The sequence below is a fragment of the uncultured Cardiobacterium sp. genome (genome assembly GCF_938028825.1).
Lineage (GTDB): Bacteria > Pseudomonadota > Gammaproteobacteria > Cardiobacteriales > Cardiobacteriaceae > Cardiobacterium.
Genome location: NZ_CALIZP010000071.1, coordinates 79,078 through 97,907, shown reverse-complemented (window position 1 = coordinate 97,907; position 18,830 = coordinate 79,078). Strand labels below are relative to the sequence as shown.

At 55.8% G+C, this 18,830-nt stretch carries 15 protein-coding genes and 1 pseudogene; 7 read left to right on the top strand and 9 right to left on the bottom strand.

The features are described from left to right. The first annotated feature begins 71 nt into the window (after nucleotides 1–71). Both uxaC and Q0562_RS10890 read left to right on the top strand, forming a co-directional pair. Nucleotides 72–1,479 (top strand): annotated as a pseudogene (uxaC, locus tag Q0562_RS10895) (glucuronate isomerase). A 208-nt stretch (nucleotides 1,480–1,687) separates the two neighbouring features. Next, the gene (locus Q0562_RS10890) at nucleotides 1,688–2,635 is read left to right on the top strand and encodes a hypothetical protein (RefSeq protein WP_298644302.1); all 948 of its coding nucleotides are present in this window, start codon (nucleotides 1,688–1,690) and stop codon (nucleotides 2,633–2,635) included. Nucleotides 2,636–2,743: 108 nt separating this feature from the next. On the opposite strand, the gene Q0562_RS10885 is transcribed toward Q0562_RS10890, so the two are convergent. Further along, nucleotides 2,744–3,697 (bottom strand): hypothetical protein, encoded by a 954-nt coding sequence (locus Q0562_RS10885; protein ID WP_298644301.1) that lies wholly within the window; start codon nucleotides 3,695–3,697, stop codon nucleotides 2,744–2,746. A gap of 276 nt (nucleotides 3,698–3,973) precedes the next feature. Between Q0562_RS10885 and Q0562_RS10880 the strand changes: the two genes are divergently transcribed. The 4 genes from Q0562_RS10880 to Q0562_RS10865 all read left to right on the top strand — a co-directional run bounded on the left by Q0562_RS10880 (nucleotide 3,974) and on the right by Q0562_RS10865 (nucleotide 6,660). Then, nucleotides 3,974–4,114 (top strand): hypothetical protein, encoded by a 141-nt coding sequence (locus Q0562_RS10880; RefSeq protein WP_298644299.1) that lies wholly within the window; start codon nucleotides 3,974–3,976, stop codon nucleotides 4,112–4,114. An 88-nt stretch (nucleotides 4,115–4,202) separates the two neighbouring features. Beyond that, complete coding sequence (gene rhuM / locus Q0562_RS10875) at nucleotides 4,203–5,192, top strand: RhuM family protein (RefSeq protein WP_298644297.1); 990 nt, start codon at nucleotides 4,203–4,205, stop codon at nucleotides 5,190–5,192. Further along, nucleotides 5,189–5,959 (top strand): FCD domain-containing protein, encoded by a 771-nt coding sequence (locus Q0562_RS10870; protein ID WP_298644295.1) that lies wholly within the window; start codon nucleotides 5,189–5,191, stop codon nucleotides 5,957–5,959. Before rhuM ends, Q0562_RS10870 begins: the two co-directional genes overlap by 4 nt. After that, complete coding sequence (locus tag Q0562_RS10865) at nucleotides 5,956–6,660, top strand: phenylalanine--tRNA ligase beta subunit-related protein (RefSeq protein ID WP_298644293.1); 705 nt, start codon at nucleotides 5,956–5,958, stop codon at nucleotides 6,658–6,660. The genes Q0562_RS10870 and Q0562_RS10865 overlap by 4 nt, the downstream gene beginning before the upstream one ends. Nucleotides 6,661–7,075: 415 nt before the next feature. Here Q0562_RS10865 and Q0562_RS10860 read toward each other — a convergent pair whose 3' ends face one another. From Q0562_RS10860 to Q0562_RS10840, 5 genes are all read right to left on the bottom strand, one after another. Beyond that, a complete protein-coding gene (locus tag Q0562_RS10860; protein WP_298644292.1) occupies nucleotides 7,076–11,881 on the bottom strand; it encodes a calcium-binding protein in 4,806 nt (1,601 codons plus the stop codon). A gap of 62 nt (nucleotides 11,882–11,943) precedes the next feature. Then, on the bottom strand, nucleotides 11,944–12,561 hold the full coding sequence (locus tag Q0562_RS10855) for a hypothetical protein (RefSeq protein ID WP_298644290.1): 618 nt from the start codon (nucleotides 12,559–12,561) through the stop codon (nucleotides 11,944–11,946). 65 nt (nucleotides 12,562–12,626) lie between these two features. Beyond that, the gene (locus Q0562_RS10850; protein ID WP_298644289.1) at nucleotides 12,627–13,070 is read right to left on the bottom strand and encodes a hypothetical protein; all 444 of its coding nucleotides are present in this window, start codon (nucleotides 13,068–13,070) and stop codon (nucleotides 12,627–12,629) included. 22 nt (nucleotides 13,071–13,092) lie between these two features. Further along, entirely contained in the window at nucleotides 13,093–13,368 is a 276-nt protein-coding gene (locus tag Q0562_RS10845; RefSeq protein ID WP_298644287.1) for a hypothetical protein, read from the bottom strand. Further along, entirely contained in the window at nucleotides 13,369–14,157 is a 789-nt protein-coding gene (locus Q0562_RS10840; protein ID WP_298644286.1) for a M48 family metallopeptidase, read from the bottom strand. A gap of 132 nt (nucleotides 14,158–14,289) precedes the next feature. Between Q0562_RS10840 and Q0562_RS10835 the strand changes: the two genes are divergently transcribed. After that, complete coding sequence (locus tag Q0562_RS10835) at nucleotides 14,290–16,317, top strand: oligopeptide transporter, OPT family (RefSeq protein WP_298644285.1); 2,028 nt, start codon at nucleotides 14,290–14,292, stop codon at nucleotides 16,315–16,317. A 317-nt stretch (nucleotides 16,318–16,634) separates the two neighbouring features. Here Q0562_RS10835 and Q0562_RS10830 read toward each other — a convergent pair whose 3' ends face one another. The 3 genes from Q0562_RS10830 to Q0562_RS10820 form a co-directional block, all read right to left on the bottom strand. Next, a complete protein-coding gene (locus Q0562_RS10830) occupies nucleotides 16,635–17,114 on the bottom strand; it encodes a DUF2569 domain-containing protein (protein ID WP_298644283.1) in 480 nt (159 codons plus the stop codon). 72 nt (nucleotides 17,115–17,186) lie between these two features. Continuing rightward, complete coding sequence (gene metK, locus Q0562_RS10825) at nucleotides 17,187–18,332, bottom strand: methionine adenosyltransferase (RefSeq protein ID WP_298644281.1); 1,146 nt, start codon at nucleotides 18,330–18,332, stop codon at nucleotides 17,187–17,189. 135 nt (nucleotides 18,333–18,467) lie between these two features. Then, a complete protein-coding gene (locus Q0562_RS10820) occupies nucleotides 18,468–18,815 on the bottom strand; it encodes a hypothetical protein (protein ID WP_298644279.1) in 348 nt (115 codons plus the stop codon). Nucleotides 18,816–18,830 lie beyond the last annotated feature (15 nt).

Here is an 18,830-nt window from a genome sequence, read left to right as displayed (position 1 = left end):
CGCAGCGACAAAACCCGGCAACCACGCCGCTTGACGGGACACCCCAACACACAAACCAACCGGAGCCAACCATGACCTTCCTGACCGACGACTTCCTCCTCCACAACAACACCGCGCGCACCCTCTACCACGACTACGCCAAAGACCAGCCCATCTACGACTACCACTGCCACCTGCCGCCCGCCGACATCGCTGCGAACCGCCAGTTCGCCGACCTCGCCGCCATCTGGCTCGAAGGCGACCACTACAAATGGCGCGGCCTGCGTACCCTCGGCATCCCCGAACGCCTCATCACCGGCGACGCCAGCCCGCGCGAAAAATTCCAAACCTACGCCGAAGCCGTGCCGCACTTCATCGGCAACCCGCTGTATCACTGGACACACCTTGAACTCAAACGCCCCTTCGGCATCACCACCCTGCTGAACGGCGCAAGCGCTGAAGCCGTCTGGCAAGAAGCGAACGCCCGCCTCAAAGAGAGCGCCTTCCGCGCGCGCGGCATCCTTGAACAAATGAACGTGAAAATGGTCGGCACCACCGACGCCCCCTGCGACAGCCTCGAACACCACGCCGCCATCGCCGCCGACAAAACCTTTACCGTCAAAATCCGCCCCAGCTGGCGTCCGGACAAAGCCATCAAAATCGAACACGCCGACTACCCCGCCTACATCGAGCGCCTCGAAGCGGCAAGCGGCACCAGCATCCGCCGTTACCACGACCTCACCGCCGCTCTCGACAAACGCCTGGAACACTTCGCGGCTCACGGCTGCCTCGCCTCCGACCACGGCCTGGAAATCCTGCGCTACGCCGCCGTGCCGGACGAAAAAACCCTCGACACCATCCTTGCCAACCGTTTGAGCGGCAAAACACCCAGCGAGCAAGAGACCGCACAATTCCAGACCGCCCTCCTCGTCCACCTCGGGCGCGCATACGCGCGGCGCGGCTGGGTCATGCAACTGCACATCGGCCCCATCCGCAACAACAACAGCCGCATGTTCGCCCGCCTCGGCCCGGACAGCGGCTACGACTCCATCGGCGACCGCCCCATCGCGGACAACCTCGCCGCCCTGCTCGACGCCCTCGACAAAACCGGACAACTGCCGAAAACCATCCTCTACACCATCAACCCGCGCGACAACGCCCTGCTCGCCACCATGTGCGGCAACTACGCGGGCGAAGGCGTGCGCGGCAAAGTACAGTTCGGCTCCGGCTGGTGGTTCAACGACCAAAAAGACGGCATGGAAGCGCAACTCACCACCCACGCGCAAATGGGCATCCTCTCGACCTTCGTCGGCATGCTGACCGACAGCCGCAGCTTCCTCTCCTACACCCGCCACGAATACTTGCATCCTGTGCAACCTCATCGGCAGCTGGGTGGAAGCGGGCGAAGCGCCGCGCGACCACCTGCCGCTGCTCGGACAAATGGTGGCAGACATCTGCTACGGCAACGCCAAGCGCTACTTCGAGCCGCAAGTGCAGTGAACCCGTTCACAGCAAGCGGGATAAATGCCGGATGTGTGCGGGGATAGCGGAATTTCCACGGCAGCGCGGCAAATGCAGCGGCGTTGCCGCAACACCGCAAACACACCCGGCAACCATCCCGCCCGGCGGCCTCCGCCGCAAACCGGCCGCCGCCCGGATGCAAGCCGCATCCGGCGGCACCCCTTACCCCAAATAAAGGAAAACAGCCATGAAAAAGACCCTGCTTGCCGCAGCCATCGCCGCCCTCAGCCTCACCGCCTGGGGCAAAGACGACCTGCAATACAGCAAAGAAACCGCCGCCACCCTCACGGATGGCAGCAAAATCGCCTACTTCCTCGAAAGCAAAAAAGGCGCGGGCGAAAAAAACAACGCCGTCTGCGAAGACGGCCTTTTCTACAACGACCACTACCTCGCCGTCTTTGACGGGGCGACCGACAAATCCGGCAAAACCTACGACGGCAAAAAAGGTGGCCGCGTCAGCCGAGACATCATCCAGGACATCTTCCAGAACCTGCCGCCCAATACCGAAAAAGAAGAAATCCTGAAACGCATCAACGACAAATACCAGGATTTCTACACTGCGAACAAAGACATCGACTTCGCCAAAGAACCGGTCAACCGACCGACTGCCACCCTGATCTGGTACAACCTCGACAAAAACGAACTCGTCGCCATTGGGGATTCCAAAGCGCGCATCGACGGCAAAGCCTACAACGACGAAGAAAAACTGGTTGACACCCTAAACAGCGCGTTGCGCGTCAAGGTCATCGACGAACTCAAACTGAGCGACGAACAAATCCGCGAGAACGACCTCGGCCGCTACTACATCCTGCCGCTCCTGCAACGCCAGGCCGAATTCCAGAACAACCCCGAAGCGCCCGCCGCCTTCCAGTTCTGGGCCATTGACGGCTTCCCCATCCCGCACGACAAACTGCGCGTATGGCAATTCGACAAAGCGCCGGAAGTCATCGAACTCAGCTCGGACGGCTACGAAATCTACCCGCCCGAAGCGAGCGTGGACAGCTACGAAAAAACCCTGCGTGAACAACTCGCGGCTGACCCGATGCGCATCAAGCATCCATCCACCAAAGGCATCAGCAAAGACAATTACAGCTTTGATGACCGCGCCGTGCTGATTTACCGGCGGAAAAAATAAAGCGGACATGTGCTAAGCGGGATAAACACTGGATTTGCTGCGTCAATCTGCCTTATCCGCACATTATCCCTGCGAAACAAACGCCCCCGTTGCGGGGCGTTTGCCTATCTAGCGGATAGGGTAATCAGGCGGGATTTCCCATGTGGCTTTGTCCGGGTTATAGGGCAGGATGAATGTGCTTTTATCCGGTTTATCAAGCCCTTTCGGATCGAAAATGTGGATTTCCAGCGGATAATAGCCCGCATTTGGCGCGAGGTCTTTGCGCACATTAAGGGTGCTGTGGCGGCTGATTCGTCCGCTCAGGCATTGCGCACGGGTTCTGCCAAAGACATCTTCTTCCTCCTCGCAGTCACCATATGCGCCGCTGTTGTCACGCAAAGCGGGGATTTTGTCGATAAGAACGTGCTCTACTATATTGACCATGTCGTCGTTGTCATCCGGACGCAGGATGATGTAGCGGGCTTCCTCGTCCCCCGTATGTACATCGTAATCAAGCCCCACGACGCCCCAGCGCCCAAGCCCCAGTTCCAGCCAGCGCCAGTTTTTCGGCGCTTCGCCGAAATCACCAATAAGGGTGCTGCGATAGCCGCGCAGGATGTCTCTTGCGGGGTTTTGCCTGTTTTCGTCGTAGATGTAGAGCGTGGCGCGCCCCTTCATGGGATGCACGCTGATAAAAGTATTGCCGGTGAAAAGCAGCAGGTGGCGGCGACCACTGTCAGTTTTCAGGATGCGGCGGCTATGCAGCTTCATGCAATGCGGCGGGTCCTCAAGGCTGAACGGACTGTCGGCGGGGTAATCGGCATGGCAGGCCTTTTCAGGATAGTCATATGGGTAATAGCGGGTGTAAATATCCGCAACGGGATAGGTTTCGTCATCGCCGTCCTGCCCGCTCAGGGCGGCTTTCCCCTGCTGGTACAGGGTGCGCAGGTGGGACAAAAGGGCGGTGAGCGGTGGTTCTGCGCTGGCGGTATGTCCCACCGGATAGCCAGGGTGATAAGGCGGCGCGATGGTCTGGGCAGCGGATGCGGTGCCAAACAGCAGGCAGGAAAGCAGGCTTTTCATATGGGTCAAAGTGGTTTGGGAAGCGTGTTTGTACTCCCTGCTCCCCTATTTGTCTATCAGTGGGCAACCGCAGAGTGGACGCTATTTGTCCATGTGGCCTGCAATTACTGAAAAAGCCGCCAAGCGGATAACCATACGCCCGCCGCCTTCCAGTTCTGGGCCATTGACGGCTTCCCCATCCCGCACGACAAACTGCGCGTATGGCAATTCGACAAAGCGCCGGAAGTCATCGAACTCAGCTCGGACGGCTACGAAATCTACCCGCCCGAAGCGAGCGTGGACAGCTACGAAAAAACCCTGCGTGAACAACTCGCGGCTGACCCGATGCGCATCAAGCATCCATCCACCAAAGGCATCAGCAAAGACAATTACAGCTTTGATGACCGCGCCGTGCTGATTTATCAGCGGAAAAAATAAGCCCCGTTTCCCCTTCCCCCTACTGCGCCCGCATCCCCTGCGGGCGCATTCTGCTAACATAAGAGGTCAACCAAACGATGACCGCATCATGACACAGACCCACAACCCCATCGAAATCTACCAAAGTGCGGACGGACAAACCCAAGTCGAAGTCCGCTTTGACACCGACACCGTCTGGCTTTCACAGGCACAAATGGTGGCACTGTTTGGCCGTGACCAATCCGTCATTTCCCGCCATATAAACAATGCTTTGGAAGAAGGCGAGATCAATACAAAAAGCAATATGCAAAAAATGCATATTGCTTCTGCCGACCGCCCGGTCACCTACTACGACCTGGAAACCGTCATCTCGGTGGGCTACCGCATCAAGTCACCGCAAGGCGTCGCCTTCCGCCGCTGGGCGACGGCACGGCTAAAAGATTACCTGCTCAAAGGCTACGCGCTGAATCAACAACGCCTGCGACAAAACGCTGCCGAACTCGAACAGGCGCTGCGGCTCATCCAAAAAACCGCTGCTTCCCCCGAACTGACCGTGGACAGCGGGCGTGGTCTGGTGGACATCGTCAGCCGCTACACCCACACCTTCCTCTGGCTGCAGCAATATGACGCAGGCCTGCTGCAAGAACCGCCGGGTGAAAACGGCGGCGTCCTGCCCAATGTGCAAGAGGCGCGCACCGCGCTGCATACCTTCAAACAACAACTCATCGCGCGCGGCGAGGCGACCGAACTCTTCGCCCGCGAGCGGGAAGACGGTTTCGCCGCCCTGCTGGGCAACCTCGAACAAAGCATTTTTGGCGCCCCCGCCTATCCCACCATCGAAAGCAAGGCGGCGCACCTGCTCTATTTCGTGGTGAAGAATCACCCCTTTGCCGATGGCAACAAACGCAGCGGTGCCTTCCTGTTCGTGGATTTCCTGCACCGCAACCACCGCCTGCTGCGCGCTGACGGTGAGCCCGTCATCAACGACACCGGCCTCGCTGCCCTGACCCTGCTTGTCGCCGAATCCGCCCCGGCACAAAAAGACACGCTTATCCGCCTCATCATGCACATGCTGCAACCACAAGGAACGACATCATGAACACCCCCAGCATCAGCCGCCGTTACCCCGAAGTCGCCGCCGAACTGCGGCAAATGCTCAAAAACGGCAACTTCGCCGTCGGCGACAAAATGCCCGCCGAGCGCAACCTCGCCGAGCAGCTCGACGTCAGCCGCGCCCTGTTGCGCGAAGCCCTCATCATGCTGGAAATCCAGGGCCTCGTTGAAGTGCGGCAGGGTTCCGGCGTGTACATCATCCGCCTGCCGGACGGTAGCACGCCGAAAAATGACGACGACGGCGACATCGGCCCCTTCGAGCTGATGCAGGCGCGGCAGGTGCTGGAAAGCAGCATCGCCGAAGCCGCCGCGCTCACCGTGACCAAAAGCGACATCGAAGACCTGCAACGCATCCTGAACATTCAGGCACAGGAAGTGCGCGAAGGCAGCACCGATTACGGCAGCGACGAACAGTTCCACCTGCGTGTGGCCGAGGCGACGCAGAACAGCGTGCTGGCGGAAAGCGTGCGCCATCTCTGGCTGCAACGCCGCCGCAGCTCGATGTGGGAACAACTGCACCGCCACATCGCCAACACCACGTACTGGCAGCGCTGGCTGGACGACCACCGCGCCGTGCTGAATGCGCTGAAACGCAAGGACCCGGTCGCCGCCAAACACGCAATGTGGCAGCACCTGGAAAACGTGCGCGAAACGCTGCTGCTGCTCTCCGATGTGGACGCGCCGGAATTTGACGGCTACCTCTTCCGGAGCCTGCCGATTGCCACCTTGCCCAAAGTGGAGGGAAAAGCATGAAATTCACCGTTGCGCCGGAGATTTTTGCCGCCCTGCCCGGGCTTTATATCGGGGTCGTGGTCGCCGATGGTGTGGACAACGCCACTGCGCGCCCCGCCATCGAAGCCCAGTTGCATACCGCCATCACCGCCGCCGCCGCGCGCTGGCAGGGCGTAAAAATCCGGGAAGCGCCCGCCATTGCGCCCTATCGCGCCGCTTTTCAGGCGCTCGGCATCAACCCGAACAAATATTCGTGCAGTATCGAGGCGCTCCTCAGCCGCATCGGCAAAGGCAAGGGGTTGCCCGCCATCAATCCGCTGGTTGACCTCAACAATGCCATCAGCTTGGAACACACCCTGCCGATGGGCACGCACGATCTCGGCGGCGCGGATGACGACATCACCCTGCGCCCCGCCCGCGCGGGCGACGTCTTCCTGCCCTTCGGTGGCGGTGCCACGGAGACGCCGGATGTGGGTGAAGCCGTCTATGCCGTCGGGCAACAAATCCGCACCCGCCGCTGGACTTGGCGGCAAAGCGAACACGGCAAAATCACCGCCGCCACCCGCCGCGTCTTCTTCCCAATCGACGGCTTTGCCGGCAGCAACGACGAACAGGTGCGGCGCGCGGTGGCGGCGCTGGTTGCGGCATTGCGTACGCATTTCGACGTTGCGGCCCGCCACGGCATCGTGGATCGCGAACACCCGCATCTGGCAATAGATTGAACGCGGCAGTCGATATAGTTAAACATCTAGAAAATCGTAACGGCGTTGCGTCGCCTTGCCGTACTACTTGTGCTGTCTGCGGCGACGCGCCTTGTTACGCTTTTTTATCTATTCAACTATAACACCGACCCCAAGAAACAAGACGACGTTTGCAGGGCGGGCTTCGGCGCGCCATCAATATCGCTACGGCGGGCTGAAGCCCGCTTGTTTATCGGGATTGGCTTCGTACACGACAAAAAGCCCTCCCCCTATGGGGGAGGGGCTGGGGGAGAGGGCCAGACAAATCCGCGAAGCAACAAACCTGATAACCACGCCGCTTGACGAAGCATTGATATCCACTACTTCGGCGGGCGATGGATTTTTGTCGTGCACGAAGGGGATTGGTATAAGCGCCGCTACGACATCATCCCGCCACTCACAGCAGCATGAAGCTGTTGTGATTGATCTGTTCCAGCGCGCTGTTTTGCAGGGTGGCGATATGAATCGCGGCGGCGTCGCCGGTGCCGTCGGCATCGTAATAGAGTTTGCCGTCCACTTTGTCGAGCAGCAGGCGCTGTTCGGCAGTCGTTGCCGTCTTGCCGAAAGCAAAGTTTTCCTCTTTGACCCAAAAGTGCAGGCCGGTGAAAACTTCGTGCTGCAAGGCGATTTTGTCCTCGCCCGCCGTGAAATCGTAAATCGTGTCGAATGAAGCCTCTTCCAGTACGTCGAAGACAAACACATCGCGCCCGCCATCGCCGTGCAGATGATCACTGCCGGCACCACCGCTCAAGCGGTCATCGCCGCCGTCGCCGTGCAGCACATCATCGCCCGCCTTGCCGTAGATAGTGTCATTGCCCTCACCGCCGTGCAGCACATCATCGCCATTGCCGCCGTCGATTGCGTCATTGCCGCCTGCGGCAAAGAGCAGATCATCGCCGTCACCGGCAAAGAAGAAATCATCATTTTCCGTGCCGGTCAGCACATCATCCGCATCATTGCCGTTACCGCCCTGCTGCTGCAACTGCCGCAGCAGCGCGTTGCCCAGCGTCATGCGCTGCCCGGTATCGGCCGCTTGCAGCAGCAGATTGTTCCAGGGCAGGGAATGCTCGGTGTCATGCGGGAAATAACCTTTCAGATACACCGCATCGCCTTCGACGCCGTTATAAATCACCATCCCTTCCGCATAACTGCCCAGACGGAGATTGCTGAACGTATCGAGCGTCAATAACGATGCACCGAAGGGATCATCAATATAAGTTTCGCCGTCGCCCCGGGCGAAGTAGTAATAATCCGTGCCGAGCCCGCCAAAGAGATAATCGGTGCCGGTGCCGCCGTGCAGATAATCCTCGCCCTCGCTGCCTTGCAGCACATCATTGCCGCTGCCGCCGAGGAGATAATCATCACCGTCATCGCCATAGAGCTTGTCGTTGCCGCCATCGCCGTAAAGATAATCCGTGCCGTCGCCGCCATGGATAGTGTCATTGCCGATGATCCGGCTTTCGCCACGTTCATTGAGCAGATTATCGCCGTGGATGATGTCATTGCCTGCACCGCCCCAAATGGTATCGCCTCCGGCGCCGCCGGAAACCTTGTCATTGCCGGCACCGGCATCAATCGTGTCATCGTGGCATTCCTGTGGATCAAGTTTGTCGGGATCGTCGGTATCGCCGGAGATTTCGTCATTGCCGTCTTCGCCGTAAAGAAAATCCTCGCCACTGCCGCCCCATAGATAATCATGACCCTCGCCGCCATAAAGCGTATCCATACCAAAGCCGCCATCGAGATAATCATTGCCCCTGCCGCCATCAAGAAAATCAGTGCGCCCATCAAGAAAATCACCGCGTTGTGCGTTGGCGGAAGTGTTGTAGGCAGGATCATGCCGGCTGGGATACTCCACATCTTCCCCGAAGAGCTGATCATCACCGTCACCGCCGTAAAGCTCATCATAATCACCGTGACCGGCCAGCACATCGTTACCATCTCCGCCAAGCAGAGTATCCCGACCGTGATCTGCCAGCGTGGCGACCTTATTGTCATCACCATAGAGCTTGTCATTCCCTGCACCGCCACGCAGTTCATCGCCATTTTCCTGACCCCACAGCACATCATTGCCATTGCCGCCGTAGAGATGATCACTGCCCTGATTGCCCTGCAATTCATCATTCCCTTCTTCGCCATAGAGCCAATCGGTATTGCCATTGCCAAAAATAACGTCATGGCCGGCTCCGCCATAAATGGTATCCATGCCGTGATCTTTCGTTGTATTCCCCCGGTCATCGTCTCCCCAAATGACATCATCGCCGGCATCGCCAAAGATTTTGTCATTACCGGTGCCGCCGATAATCTGATCCTTGTCATCTCCGCCCCAAATACGATCATGCCCGCCGCCGCCAAAGAGAAAATCATCGCCGGCGTCGCCATATATCTTGTCATCGCCGTCATCTGCCGTGTAATTATTGCTGCGGTGATAATCGCCCCAAATACGGTCCGAGCCATTGCCGCCATACAATTCATCCCCTTTACCACCGCCGACAATATAATCATCGCCGTCCTCACCAAAAACATGATCCTCACCATGTGCTTTTTCACTGAGCTGTTGATTACTGTGGTCGATTCGGTCGCCTTCATCGCCAAAGAGGCTGTCATTATCGGCGCCGCCATAAATATAGTCACCACCGCCACCGCCATAAATCGAGTCATTGCCGCCATCGCCATAAAGCGTGTCATTGCCATGCAGGCTTTCCTCTACTTGCCCGAGATTCTGGCCGACAGTATTACCATCACCATAAATGATGTCGTTACCCTTATCGCCATAGATGGTATCCATTCCACCCAGACCGAAAATAAGGTCATTACCGGCATCTTTATCAACATGTGCCTCCTGTGTATCCAGATCACCGGAGATAAAGTCATTGCGGTTGCTGCCGATGATATGATCACTGCCGCTGCCGCCATATAACTTGGCGCCCTCTTCATTGGACGGTTTATCAAAAATATCTATACGCTCTATGCCATCATGGACAATAGCTCCAGATTTATCCCTGTAAACACCCCATTTGGTGCCGGAGAAAATAATCTGCTGATATTTTCCGGATGGTTGCCAGGTTGCTGACTGCTGCTGACGCACACCAAAAGTCAATCTGGCATCGGCAAAAATAAAATCATCGCCATCACCGCCATCAATAATATCCGCACCACCATTACCAGCCAGCAAATCCGAGCCGGATTCGCCATAAATGCGGTCGTTTTCTCGACTGCCTTGAATGGCATCATCGCCGCCCCGGCCATGAGCAATCGTCTTATGTCCTCCTGCAAAAATAATATCATCAAAATCTTTCTGATAAACACCGTAAGGATTAATAATAGCACCATTAGCATTACGTTCATCCCAGCGGTCTTCATAGGTAAATTGAAGATAATCCGCTACATCCTGATAAACTTCCGCCCCAATCACCCGGGTACGCCAATCGCCTTCAATCAGCGTATAGCCGTCACCCGGTGCCTTGTCATTAAATTCCCCCAGTATGATGCCCAGCTTGTCATGCCCCATATCGCGCCAACCTTCGATCAGCAAATCGGCTTGCGATGTCGTGCCGGTAATATGCAAATCGCCATTGGGTGTCAGGGTAGCTCTCAATACCTCGCCCTGATACTCACCCTGCCAGACATCACTGCCGGGCGCTATCTGCTCAAACTGCACAGCTTTGCCCAGTTCTTTGCCGAAAAGCGTGATTTTGCCCTGCCCGTCGCTATCCGTAATAATGCCGCGCATTTCCGCTGTATTGGAAAAAGCATAAGTATCATGACCTTCACCACCATCCAGCCTGTCAAAGCCCTGACTGCTATACAGGCGGTCATTACCTTTACCGCCATAAAGGGTATCATCACCCCAGTTACCGGTAATGATATTGTCTCCCTCGTCGCCAATGACGATATCGCCATTCCTGCCACGAACCGTATAGGAGGCACTATATTCAGAATCCATAAAGACCACATTATGCACGTCGCCATCTTTGCCGTTATCAAATTCAAAAAATTTGCCATGATTGACGAAGCGGATATGTGCATCTTTGCCGAAACCGTAACTTTCCCGCACGCGTAAAGTATTGGCAATATGCTGCTTGAAATAATCTTCGTTCTGCGGCAAGTTATAAATATCAGGATTTTTTTCAAGATCTTTGGCATCGCTTTCATTGACCTCGCCACCAATCACATGTGCATCCTGATAATACTGAATGCCCAGCTTGGTGCGCATTTCCATAATCAGCCAGGTACGCGCCTTCACCCACTCCTCGCTGACATCATCCAGCGTCATCGGCTCATGCCGGAATTTGTGCGGATTATGCACCACTACCGGATTGACATTTTTCAGCGCGTTCAGGTAGGCCGTGACTGTATCGGCATTACCCCGGTCTTGTTCGAGTTTTAAAAACTCATACAGTTCATCTGGGGATTGGCGGATGAAGCTGAGATGATATTTTCTACTTTCATTTAGAACATCTACTTGATTCGCTGTTGCAATCCTGATTCCGGCACCTCCTCGCTCTTCTGGAAGATATATATAATTTAGGGCTTTATCACGATAGTTATTTGGTTGTACATCATTAATAACTTGGTTATACGTAACCAAAGTATTCTCTCCCTCAATAGCCGCTATAATCCATTTAAGTGTTTGCGCACCTCCGGATTCCTTAATGGTGTGTTTATAAGCAATTTGATCATTATCTGCCCAAGAATCATTGATGAAACCACTCATGATAGTGCGTTCATAACCGTAATTCAGATAGTCCCATGTCCATTGATTATGCCCATCAACACTTTGAAAGAGTGTATATGCAATACCGGCGGCATTAAAGACAACACCGCCAATAGCAAAAACAGCGCCAGGAGGAAAATTAGATGCAATATAACCTCCTAGTGTTAATATATCACCCATAGTTAATTTATTACCTGCATCCGACAGTTCTCTATTATCAGCAGATACACTATAAAATGTAACAAATACTATAATATTATCGGAGACTGAACCTATAAATTTATGTATTTTAGGGTTTCCAATATTGAGTGTATCTAATACACCTGATCCTGCATTTGCAGCCTGTGCAATGCCTATGATTTTGTTACCACCAATATCAGAGTTATATATTTCAAGATTCTGGCCCGCAGCAAGACCATAATTAGCTATTGAAATAGCTTCCCATACTTTTCTATTTATAACTAAAGCTGCACCATTTGTAGCCATTTTAAACTCCTAGGTTAACAAGAAAATGTAGTAAATAAATTTAATATGATTTGCATCATTAGCTATTTAAATTTAGCTTTATAGATAAACCCTATTAGGTATATAAATACTACCCATCCCCATATATATTTTTGAAAATTGTAATTTTCCATTGGACCAACATTACGTAATTCGTGCTTGATTTCTGAAGAAGATAGAGAAAAATTTATATTATTCCCTCCTTTGCCTTCTGCTAAATATTTTTCTATTACAAGGCAATATTTATTGTTAATAATAATTACTTTTAAATCTCCTCTAATTAATGGATCCTTTATAGTAAATCCCCTTGCTCTATTTGCCTTAGTATCACTATGTGGACAGAAATTCATTTTACATATACACCAATAATCTTTTTTATTGATTTTGAGCTTCATCCAGTCACTTGAAATGCTGCCTCTGTAACTACTTTTTTCTCCAGTATTTTCTATTAAATAAACTTCATCGCCTTTGTCTGATGAAAGTTGTAAAACCTCTGTTGTTTTTACTTTGATCGGTGCCCAAGCAACAAACCATAGGAATAGTGATGTAGAAAATACCATGATATTCAACCAGCGCGGCGGGTGACCCGGCTGAGGATTCCAGTAATAGTAGTCGATATGATCCGCTATTTTCTGGAAGATATTTGAAGTAGTGCCATTCATTGCAAATTCCCGATTCTTATAGCCTTTTTATCCTCGTAGGCGACAAGTTGCCCACGCTACGCTTGCTACCGTTTTCTTTGCCTTAACCGTCGCAGCAGGCGGGCGAGCGGGTCATCGTCATTATTGTCTGCCCGGTCGTCATTTCCGCTGTTGTTATGGTGCAGGCCGATATTGGGCAAGAAATCAGGCGGTACTATCCGGTCGTTGTCATGGGGGAAGCCGTCATGACCGCTGCCCGAAAGGTGATGTCCGTCGCATTCATGTATATCATCTCCCTCGCCCCCACAGAGGGTATCGACACCTGTTCCGCCGTAAATCATGTCCGCCGGGATTTCATCGCCGTTATGGTACGCAGACGGAAAGATGCCCGCCGCACCGTCATCATGATGATTTGCCGACCACTGCTCATATTTGACGCGCCATCCGGGCAAGAACGGCAAGCCGGACGGCACCATGCCGGTTGCCTGTTGCGCGTTCGCCTTGTCTGCGGGCTTATCATGTTTTGCCATGGGTTTCTCCTTTGTTTTGCAGTCAAACGGTGTTGCCGCTTACTTTATGGGCAAAAGCGCTGCTTGTAAAATCACGATTTGGCATAAGTCGATGTGTAAAGGTCATAATGCTGAAAGCAAAAAACAAGGTTTCGTGCAGGGCAGGCTTCATTACCGCCGCAATAATGCCGATGGCAGGCTGCAATCCGCCCTGCGCCGTTATTTTCTTCTGCAATTTACCGATATTGCCAAGCGGGAGGGATACCCGTTTCCCGCATAAAAAATCCCCCGCAAGCGGGGGTTTTTTGGTGTTTCGCATTCAGCGCGGGCGGCTTTGCATGTAGAGGTTCATCGCTTCCGGCATGTATTGTTGCAGGACAGCGATGCGGTCACCGCTGCTGGGGTGGGTGGAGAGGAAGGTCGGCATGCTGCCGCCGCCCGCCTGTGCCATTTTCTGCCAGACGGAAATGGCCGCCTGCGGGTTGTAGCCGGCGCGCGCCATCAGCATCAGCCCGCCGATGTCCGCTTCGGTTTCGTGCTGGCGGCTGAACGGTTTGTTGATGCCGTATTCGGCAAGCAGCGAGGAGCCCATGTTGAGCATGTCCGGGTCGATGTTGCCTTTGCTCGCCAGCACCGCGCTGCCGATTTGCATGCCGATGCCGGTGAGCAGTTGCTGGCCGACTTGCGCTTTGGTGTGTTCGCGCAGGGCGTGGGTCATTTCGTGGCCGATGACGGCGGCGAGTTCGTCGTCGGAAAGTTGCAGTTTTTCGACAAGGCCGCTGTACACCGCCATTTTCCCGCCCGGCATCGCCCAGGCGTTCAATTCGTCGGAACGCAGCACGTTCATCTGCCAGTCGAACGGGATGCCGGTGCGGTTGTCGGCGTTTGCCACCGGCACCATGCGGTTGAAGACGCGGTGGACGCGCTGCGCGGTGGAGGAGCGGGTATCCAGCGCGTTTTCGTTGCGCGCCTCGCTGAGCAGGGTGAAGTAGCTTTCGGAGGCTTTGAGGTTCAGCGCCTGCGAGTTGTAGCCGGCGAGGTCGGCCATGGATTCGCAGCCGGCGATGACGGTGATGGCGCTTATGCACAGGATTTGTTTCAGTTTCATGGTTTTTTCCGTAAAAAAGGGCGAGAGTGGTTATTTTTTCACAGTTCACGGTATTTTTTCCGCACCTTTTCTTGACTTTTCATTAACTTAATTTCAACATTCGGCGCTCGTCCATTTATGAGGTTTTTGTTTATGTCTGTGAATCCGCTTTCCGACCCACTCGCCCATGTGCGCGAGCTGACGCTGCGCGGCATGGTGCTGGGCGCGCTGATTACGGTGGTTTTTACCGCCTCCAATGTGTATCTCGGCCTGAAAGTCGGCCTGACCTTTGCCTCCTCTATCCCGGCGGCGGTGATTTCCATGGCGGTGCTGAAATTCGCCAGCGGCAGCAATATTCTGGAAAACAACATGGTGCAGACGCAGGCATCCGCCGCCGGCACGATTTCCAGCGTGATTTTCGTCCTGCCCGGCCTGCTGGTGGCGGGCTATTGGGCCGGTTTCCCGTTCTGGCAGACGACGCTGCTCTGCATCGCGGGCGGCATCCTCGGGGTGATTTTCACCATCCCGCTGCGTTATGCGATGGTGGTGAAGACGGATTTGCCCTACCCGGAAGGGGTTGCGGCGGCAGAAATCCTCAAAGTCGGCAGCCACAGCGCCGCAGAAGGCAGCGGCGACAGCGGCATCCGCGAGATTGTCGCGGGCGGGCTGCTCGCAGGCACCATCGGCTTCTTGAGCCAGGGGTTGCGCGTCATCAGCGACAGCGCCGGTTACTGGTTCAAAAGCGGCAACGCCATTTTCCAACTGCCGATGGGTTACTCGCTGGCGCTGCTCGGCGCGGGCTATCTGGTCGGGCTGACCGGCGGCATCGCCATCCTGCTCGGCATCGCCTTCGCCTGGGGCGGTGCGGTGCCGTTCTTTTCTGCGGCCACGCCGATGCCGGACGGTGCGGACATGACCGCGTTTGCCATGACGCTGTGGCGGGAAAAAGTGCGTTTCATCGGCGCAGGCACCATCGGTATCGCCGCCATCTGGACGCTGATTACCCTCCTGAAACCGACCGTTGAAGGCATGAAGCAGTCTTTTCGCACCTTCGGCGGCAACGCGCCCGCCTCCACCGCGCGCATCGAGCAGGATTTGTCGCCGCGAGCGATGATTGCCATCACCCTCGTCATGATGGTGCTGCTCGGCTTCAGTTTCTACCACTTCATTGATGCGGCGACGATCCCCAGCGGCATCGCCTGGCTGCTGGTCATCGCCTGCGTGCTGCTCACCGTCATCATCGGCTTCCTCGTCGCCGCCGCCTGCGGCTACATGGCGGGGCTGGTCGGTTCCTCTTCCAGCCCGATTTCCGGCATCGGCATCATCTCCATCATCATCATCTCGCTGGTGCTGCTCCTGATTGGCGAATCCGGCGGACTCTTTGCCGACGAAGGCAACCGCCGCTTCCTGCTGGCGCTCACCCTCTTCTGCGGCTCGGCGGTGGTCTGCGTCGCCTCCATTTCCAACGACAACCTGCAAGACCTGAAAACCGGCTACCTGCTGCAAGCAACCCCGTGGCGGCAACAGGTGGCGCTGATCATCGGCGTAGTGGTCGGCGCCGTCGTCGTCGCGCCGGTGCTGCAACTGCTCTATCAGGCCTACGGCTTCCCCGACGCCATGCCGCGTCCCGGCATGAACGAAGCCGAAGCGATGTCCGCACCGCAGGCGACACTGATGACCAGCATCACCAAAGGCATCTTCGCGCACGATCTGCAATGGCAATACATTCTGAGCGGTGTCGCCATCGGCGTGGTGCTGATTGCCGCCGACCTGCTGCTGAAAAAAACGAGCCGTGGCCACAAACGCTTGCCGGCGCTGGCGGTCGGCATGGGCATCTATCTGCCGCCGTCCATCAACATGCCGATTATCATCGGCGCCTTCCTCGCTGCCTTCCTGCGTGGCCATATTCGCAGCCGCTACGGTGCGGACAGCGAAAAACGTGTTGCTGCCGCTGACCGCATCGGCACACTCTTCGCCGCCGGGCTGATTGTCGGCGAAAGCCTGATTGGTGTCATCCTCGCCTTCGTCATCGTCATCTCCGTCACCAACGGCGGCTCGGATGCACCGCTGGCGCTGAATCTCGCCAACTGGGGCACGACTGCCGCCTGGCTGGGCCTCGCCGCCTTCATCGGCGGGATGAGCGTCTTCGCCCACCGCACTCTCACCGCCGCCAGGCGCTGATTGCGGCATAAAAAGAAAAACGCCCCTGCGGGGGCGTTTTTTATCGCCGCTTGACGGGCCCGGTTTTTACGCCGCCTGGCGGCGAGCCTCCAATCCTGAAACGCGCACAAAAAAAGCCCCTTCTCCGTGGCCGCGCCCCACAAAAACGCTCGCGTTTTGTGGGTACCCGGCGGAGGGGTTGGAGAGAGGGCAGCAAACAAACCGCGCAGCGACAAAACCCGGCAATAATGCCACTTGACGAACCCGGTAATGACGCCGCTTGGCGGTCTTTTCTTCTGTGCTGCTGCCAAGAGCGCAAAAAGCAGACTTGCGCCTGCTTAATGGATAAAGGTTGCCTTTACCCGCTTGGATATCAGCATATAGGTCCCCCAGATAGCGAGATAAACAAGATAGCGGATAATTACTCCACTGCTTCCGGTGGCCGGAAGCATTTCTTTCGGCAGAATGTTAGATGAGAAAATTGTATCAGCAAAGCAAAATAGACAATTTAGAACCACTACTGCGATAAATAGCTTGGGGAATAACCTTTTTTTCATAAAAAACAGGGTAATCAGCACAATATAGAAAGTAATTTGCAAAGCGTATATTGTAAACTCACCCAGAATTAACGCCTTTATGCCCGGATAATACCTATCCGCCTCGCCAGACATAATCAATTCCCAGGAGCCGTTGCTTTTCATGCCCTGATAAATTTGCGCCATTCCTATCCATAAGCGTATCGGGTTGACAAATAGGCCGATGCCGACCAATATCAGCCAGCCGCCTAATCCTTCAAGTTTCTTTTCTTCTGTTGGCATTGTGTATTCCTTTTTCTATATAAAAATGCCGAATGCTTGTGGCATTCGGCGTTTTGCAATGGCGGGAAATTCTTACCGTTTCAGCGCGTCGGCGCGGTCGGTTTTTTCCCAGGTGAAGTCCGGCAGTTCGCGGCCAAAGTGGCCGTAAGCGGCGGTCTGGCGGTAGATCGGGCGGATGAGGTCGAGCATTTCGATGATGCCGTAGGGGGTGAGGTCGAACACAGCGCGCACGCGTTTGACGATTTCTTCATCCGGAAGGGTGCCGGTGCCGAAGGTGTTGACCATGACGGAGGTCGGCTCGGCGACGCCGATGGCGTAGGACACTTGCACTTCGCAGCGCCTGGCCAGCCCGGCGGCGACGATGTTTTTCGCCACATAGCGCCCGGCATAAGCGGCACTGCGGTCCACCTTTGAGGGATCTTTGCCGGAGAAGGCGCCGCCGCCGTGGTGCGCGGAGCCGCCGTAGGTATCGACGATGATTTTGCGCCCGGTCAGGCCGCAGTCGCCGACGGGGCCGCCGATGACGAATTTGCCGGTCGGGTTGATGTGGAATTTGGTGTTGTTGTCGAGCCATTCGGCGGGCAGGACTTTGTCGATGATGAGTTCGCGCACGGCTTCTTGCAGGTCTTTCTGCGAGATATCCGGGTCGTGCTGGGTGGATAGGACGACGGCGTCAATGCCGGTGATTTTGTCGTCTTCGTAGCGGAAGGTTACTTGTGATTTGGCATCGGGGCGCAGCCACGGCAGGATGCCGTCGCGGCGCACTTTGGACTGGCGCTCGACGAGGCGGTGCGCGTAGGTAATCGGCGCGGGCATCAGGGCCGGCGTTTCGTCGCAGGCGTAGCCGAACATCAGCCCCTGGTCGCCCGCGCCCTGTTTGCGTTTTTCTTCGCGGTCAACGCCCTGGGCGATGTCGGAGGACTGTTTGCCGATGGCGTTCAGCACGGCGCAGGTTTCGCCGTCAAAGCCGACGTTGGAGCTGTTGTAGCCGATGTCGGTGATGGTTTCGCGCACGATGTGTTCGAGATCGACCCAGGCGGAGGTGCTGACTTCGCCGGCGACCACGACCATGCCGGTCTTGATGAGGGTTTCGCAGGCGACGCGGGCGTGTTTGTCCTGGGCGATGATGGCGTCAAGCACCGCATCGGAAATTTGGTCGGCGATTTTGTCGGGGTGCCCTTCGGACACGGATTCGGAAGTAAACAGGTAATGGCTCATGCCGTTCTCCTTGAAATTTGCGTGGATGGAAATACTGGAATGCCGCTGCTCAACCCTCTGCGGCGGGCGGCGTTATCGTATCAAAATAGGCTGATGGTGATGATAACGACTGCGCATAACGCCATGCCGGGCGGGTCAGTGCAACACCCGCTTGATGCAGGCGCTGAGCGTCTTCACCGCCACATTCGTCACCGCCTGGTTGCGCGTCGCGGGGTTGATGACCTGCAACATTTCCTGATTGGTCATGTTCGCCGGCGCCTCCTCGCTGACGCAGCCGCAGACTTTGTTTTCCCAGCGGTTTTTTACGTCATCGCCCATCAGGGCGGAGGCGATTTGCCATTCCTGGCGTTTGTTGAGCTGGGTGCGGCATTGCTGGTCAACCAGCGGCGAAACGATTTCCCGCGCCATGCTTTCCGAGACGCGCCCGTCGGCGGCACAAGCGGCGAGCAGGATGGCGAAAGAGAGCAGCAGTATTTTTTGCATAACACATTCCGTCGG

What these genes read in the sequence shown, in the direction of transcription:
- metK (WP_298644281.1), bottom strand. Translation starts at nt 18,332, where the DNA reads ATGAGCCATTACCTGTTTACTTCCGAATCCGTGTCCGAAGGGCACCCC.
- Q0562_RS10820 (WP_298644279.1), bottom strand. Translation starts at nt 18,815, where the DNA reads ATGCAAAAAATACTGCTGCTCTCTTTCGCCATCCTGCTCGCCGCTTGT.
- Q0562_RS10870 (WP_298644295.1), top strand. Translation starts at nt 5,189, where the DNA reads ATGAACACCCCCAGCATCAGCCGCCGTTACCCCGAAGTCGCCGCCGAA.
- Q0562_RS10865 (WP_298644293.1), top strand. Translation starts at nt 5,956, where the DNA reads ATGAAATTCACCGTTGCGCCGGAGATTTTTGCCGCCCTGCCCGGGCTT.
- Q0562_RS10835 (WP_298644285.1), top strand. Translation starts at nt 14,290, where the DNA reads ATGTCTGTGAATCCGCTTTCCGACCCACTCGCCCATGTGCGCGAGCTG.
- Q0562_RS10890 (WP_298644302.1), top strand. Translation starts at nt 1,688, where the DNA reads ATGAAAAAGACCCTGCTTGCCGCAGCCATCGCCGCCCTCAGCCTCACC.
- rhuM (WP_298644297.1), top strand. Translation starts at nt 4,203, where the DNA reads ATGACACAGACCCACAACCCCATCGAAATCTACCAAAGTGCGGACGGA.
- Q0562_RS10830 (WP_298644283.1), bottom strand. Translation starts at nt 17,114, where the DNA reads ATGCCAACAGAAGAAAAGAAACTTGAAGGATTAGGCGGCTGGCTGATA.
- Q0562_RS10840 (WP_298644286.1), bottom strand. Translation starts at nt 14,157, where the DNA reads ATGAAACTGAAACAAATCCTGTGCATAAGCGCCATCACCGTCATCGCC.
- Q0562_RS10845 (WP_298644287.1), bottom strand. Translation starts at nt 13,368, where the DNA reads ATGCGAAACACCAAAAAACCCCCGCTTGCGGGGGATTTTTTATGCGGG.
- Q0562_RS10855 (WP_298644290.1), bottom strand. Translation starts at nt 12,561, where the DNA reads ATGAATGGCACTACTTCAAATATCTTCCAGAAAATAGCGGATCATATC.
- Q0562_RS10860 (WP_298644292.1), bottom strand. Translation starts at nt 11,881, where the DNA reads ATGGCTACAAATGGTGCAGCTTTAGTTATAAATAGAAAAGTATGGGAA.
- Q0562_RS10850 (WP_298644289.1), bottom strand. Translation starts at nt 13,070, where the DNA reads ATGGCAAAACATGATAAGCCCGCAGACAAGGCGAACGCGCAACAGGCA.
- Q0562_RS10885 (WP_298644301.1), bottom strand. Translation starts at nt 3,697, where the DNA reads ATGAAAAGCCTGCTTTCCTGCCTGCTGTTTGGCACCGCATCCGCTGCC.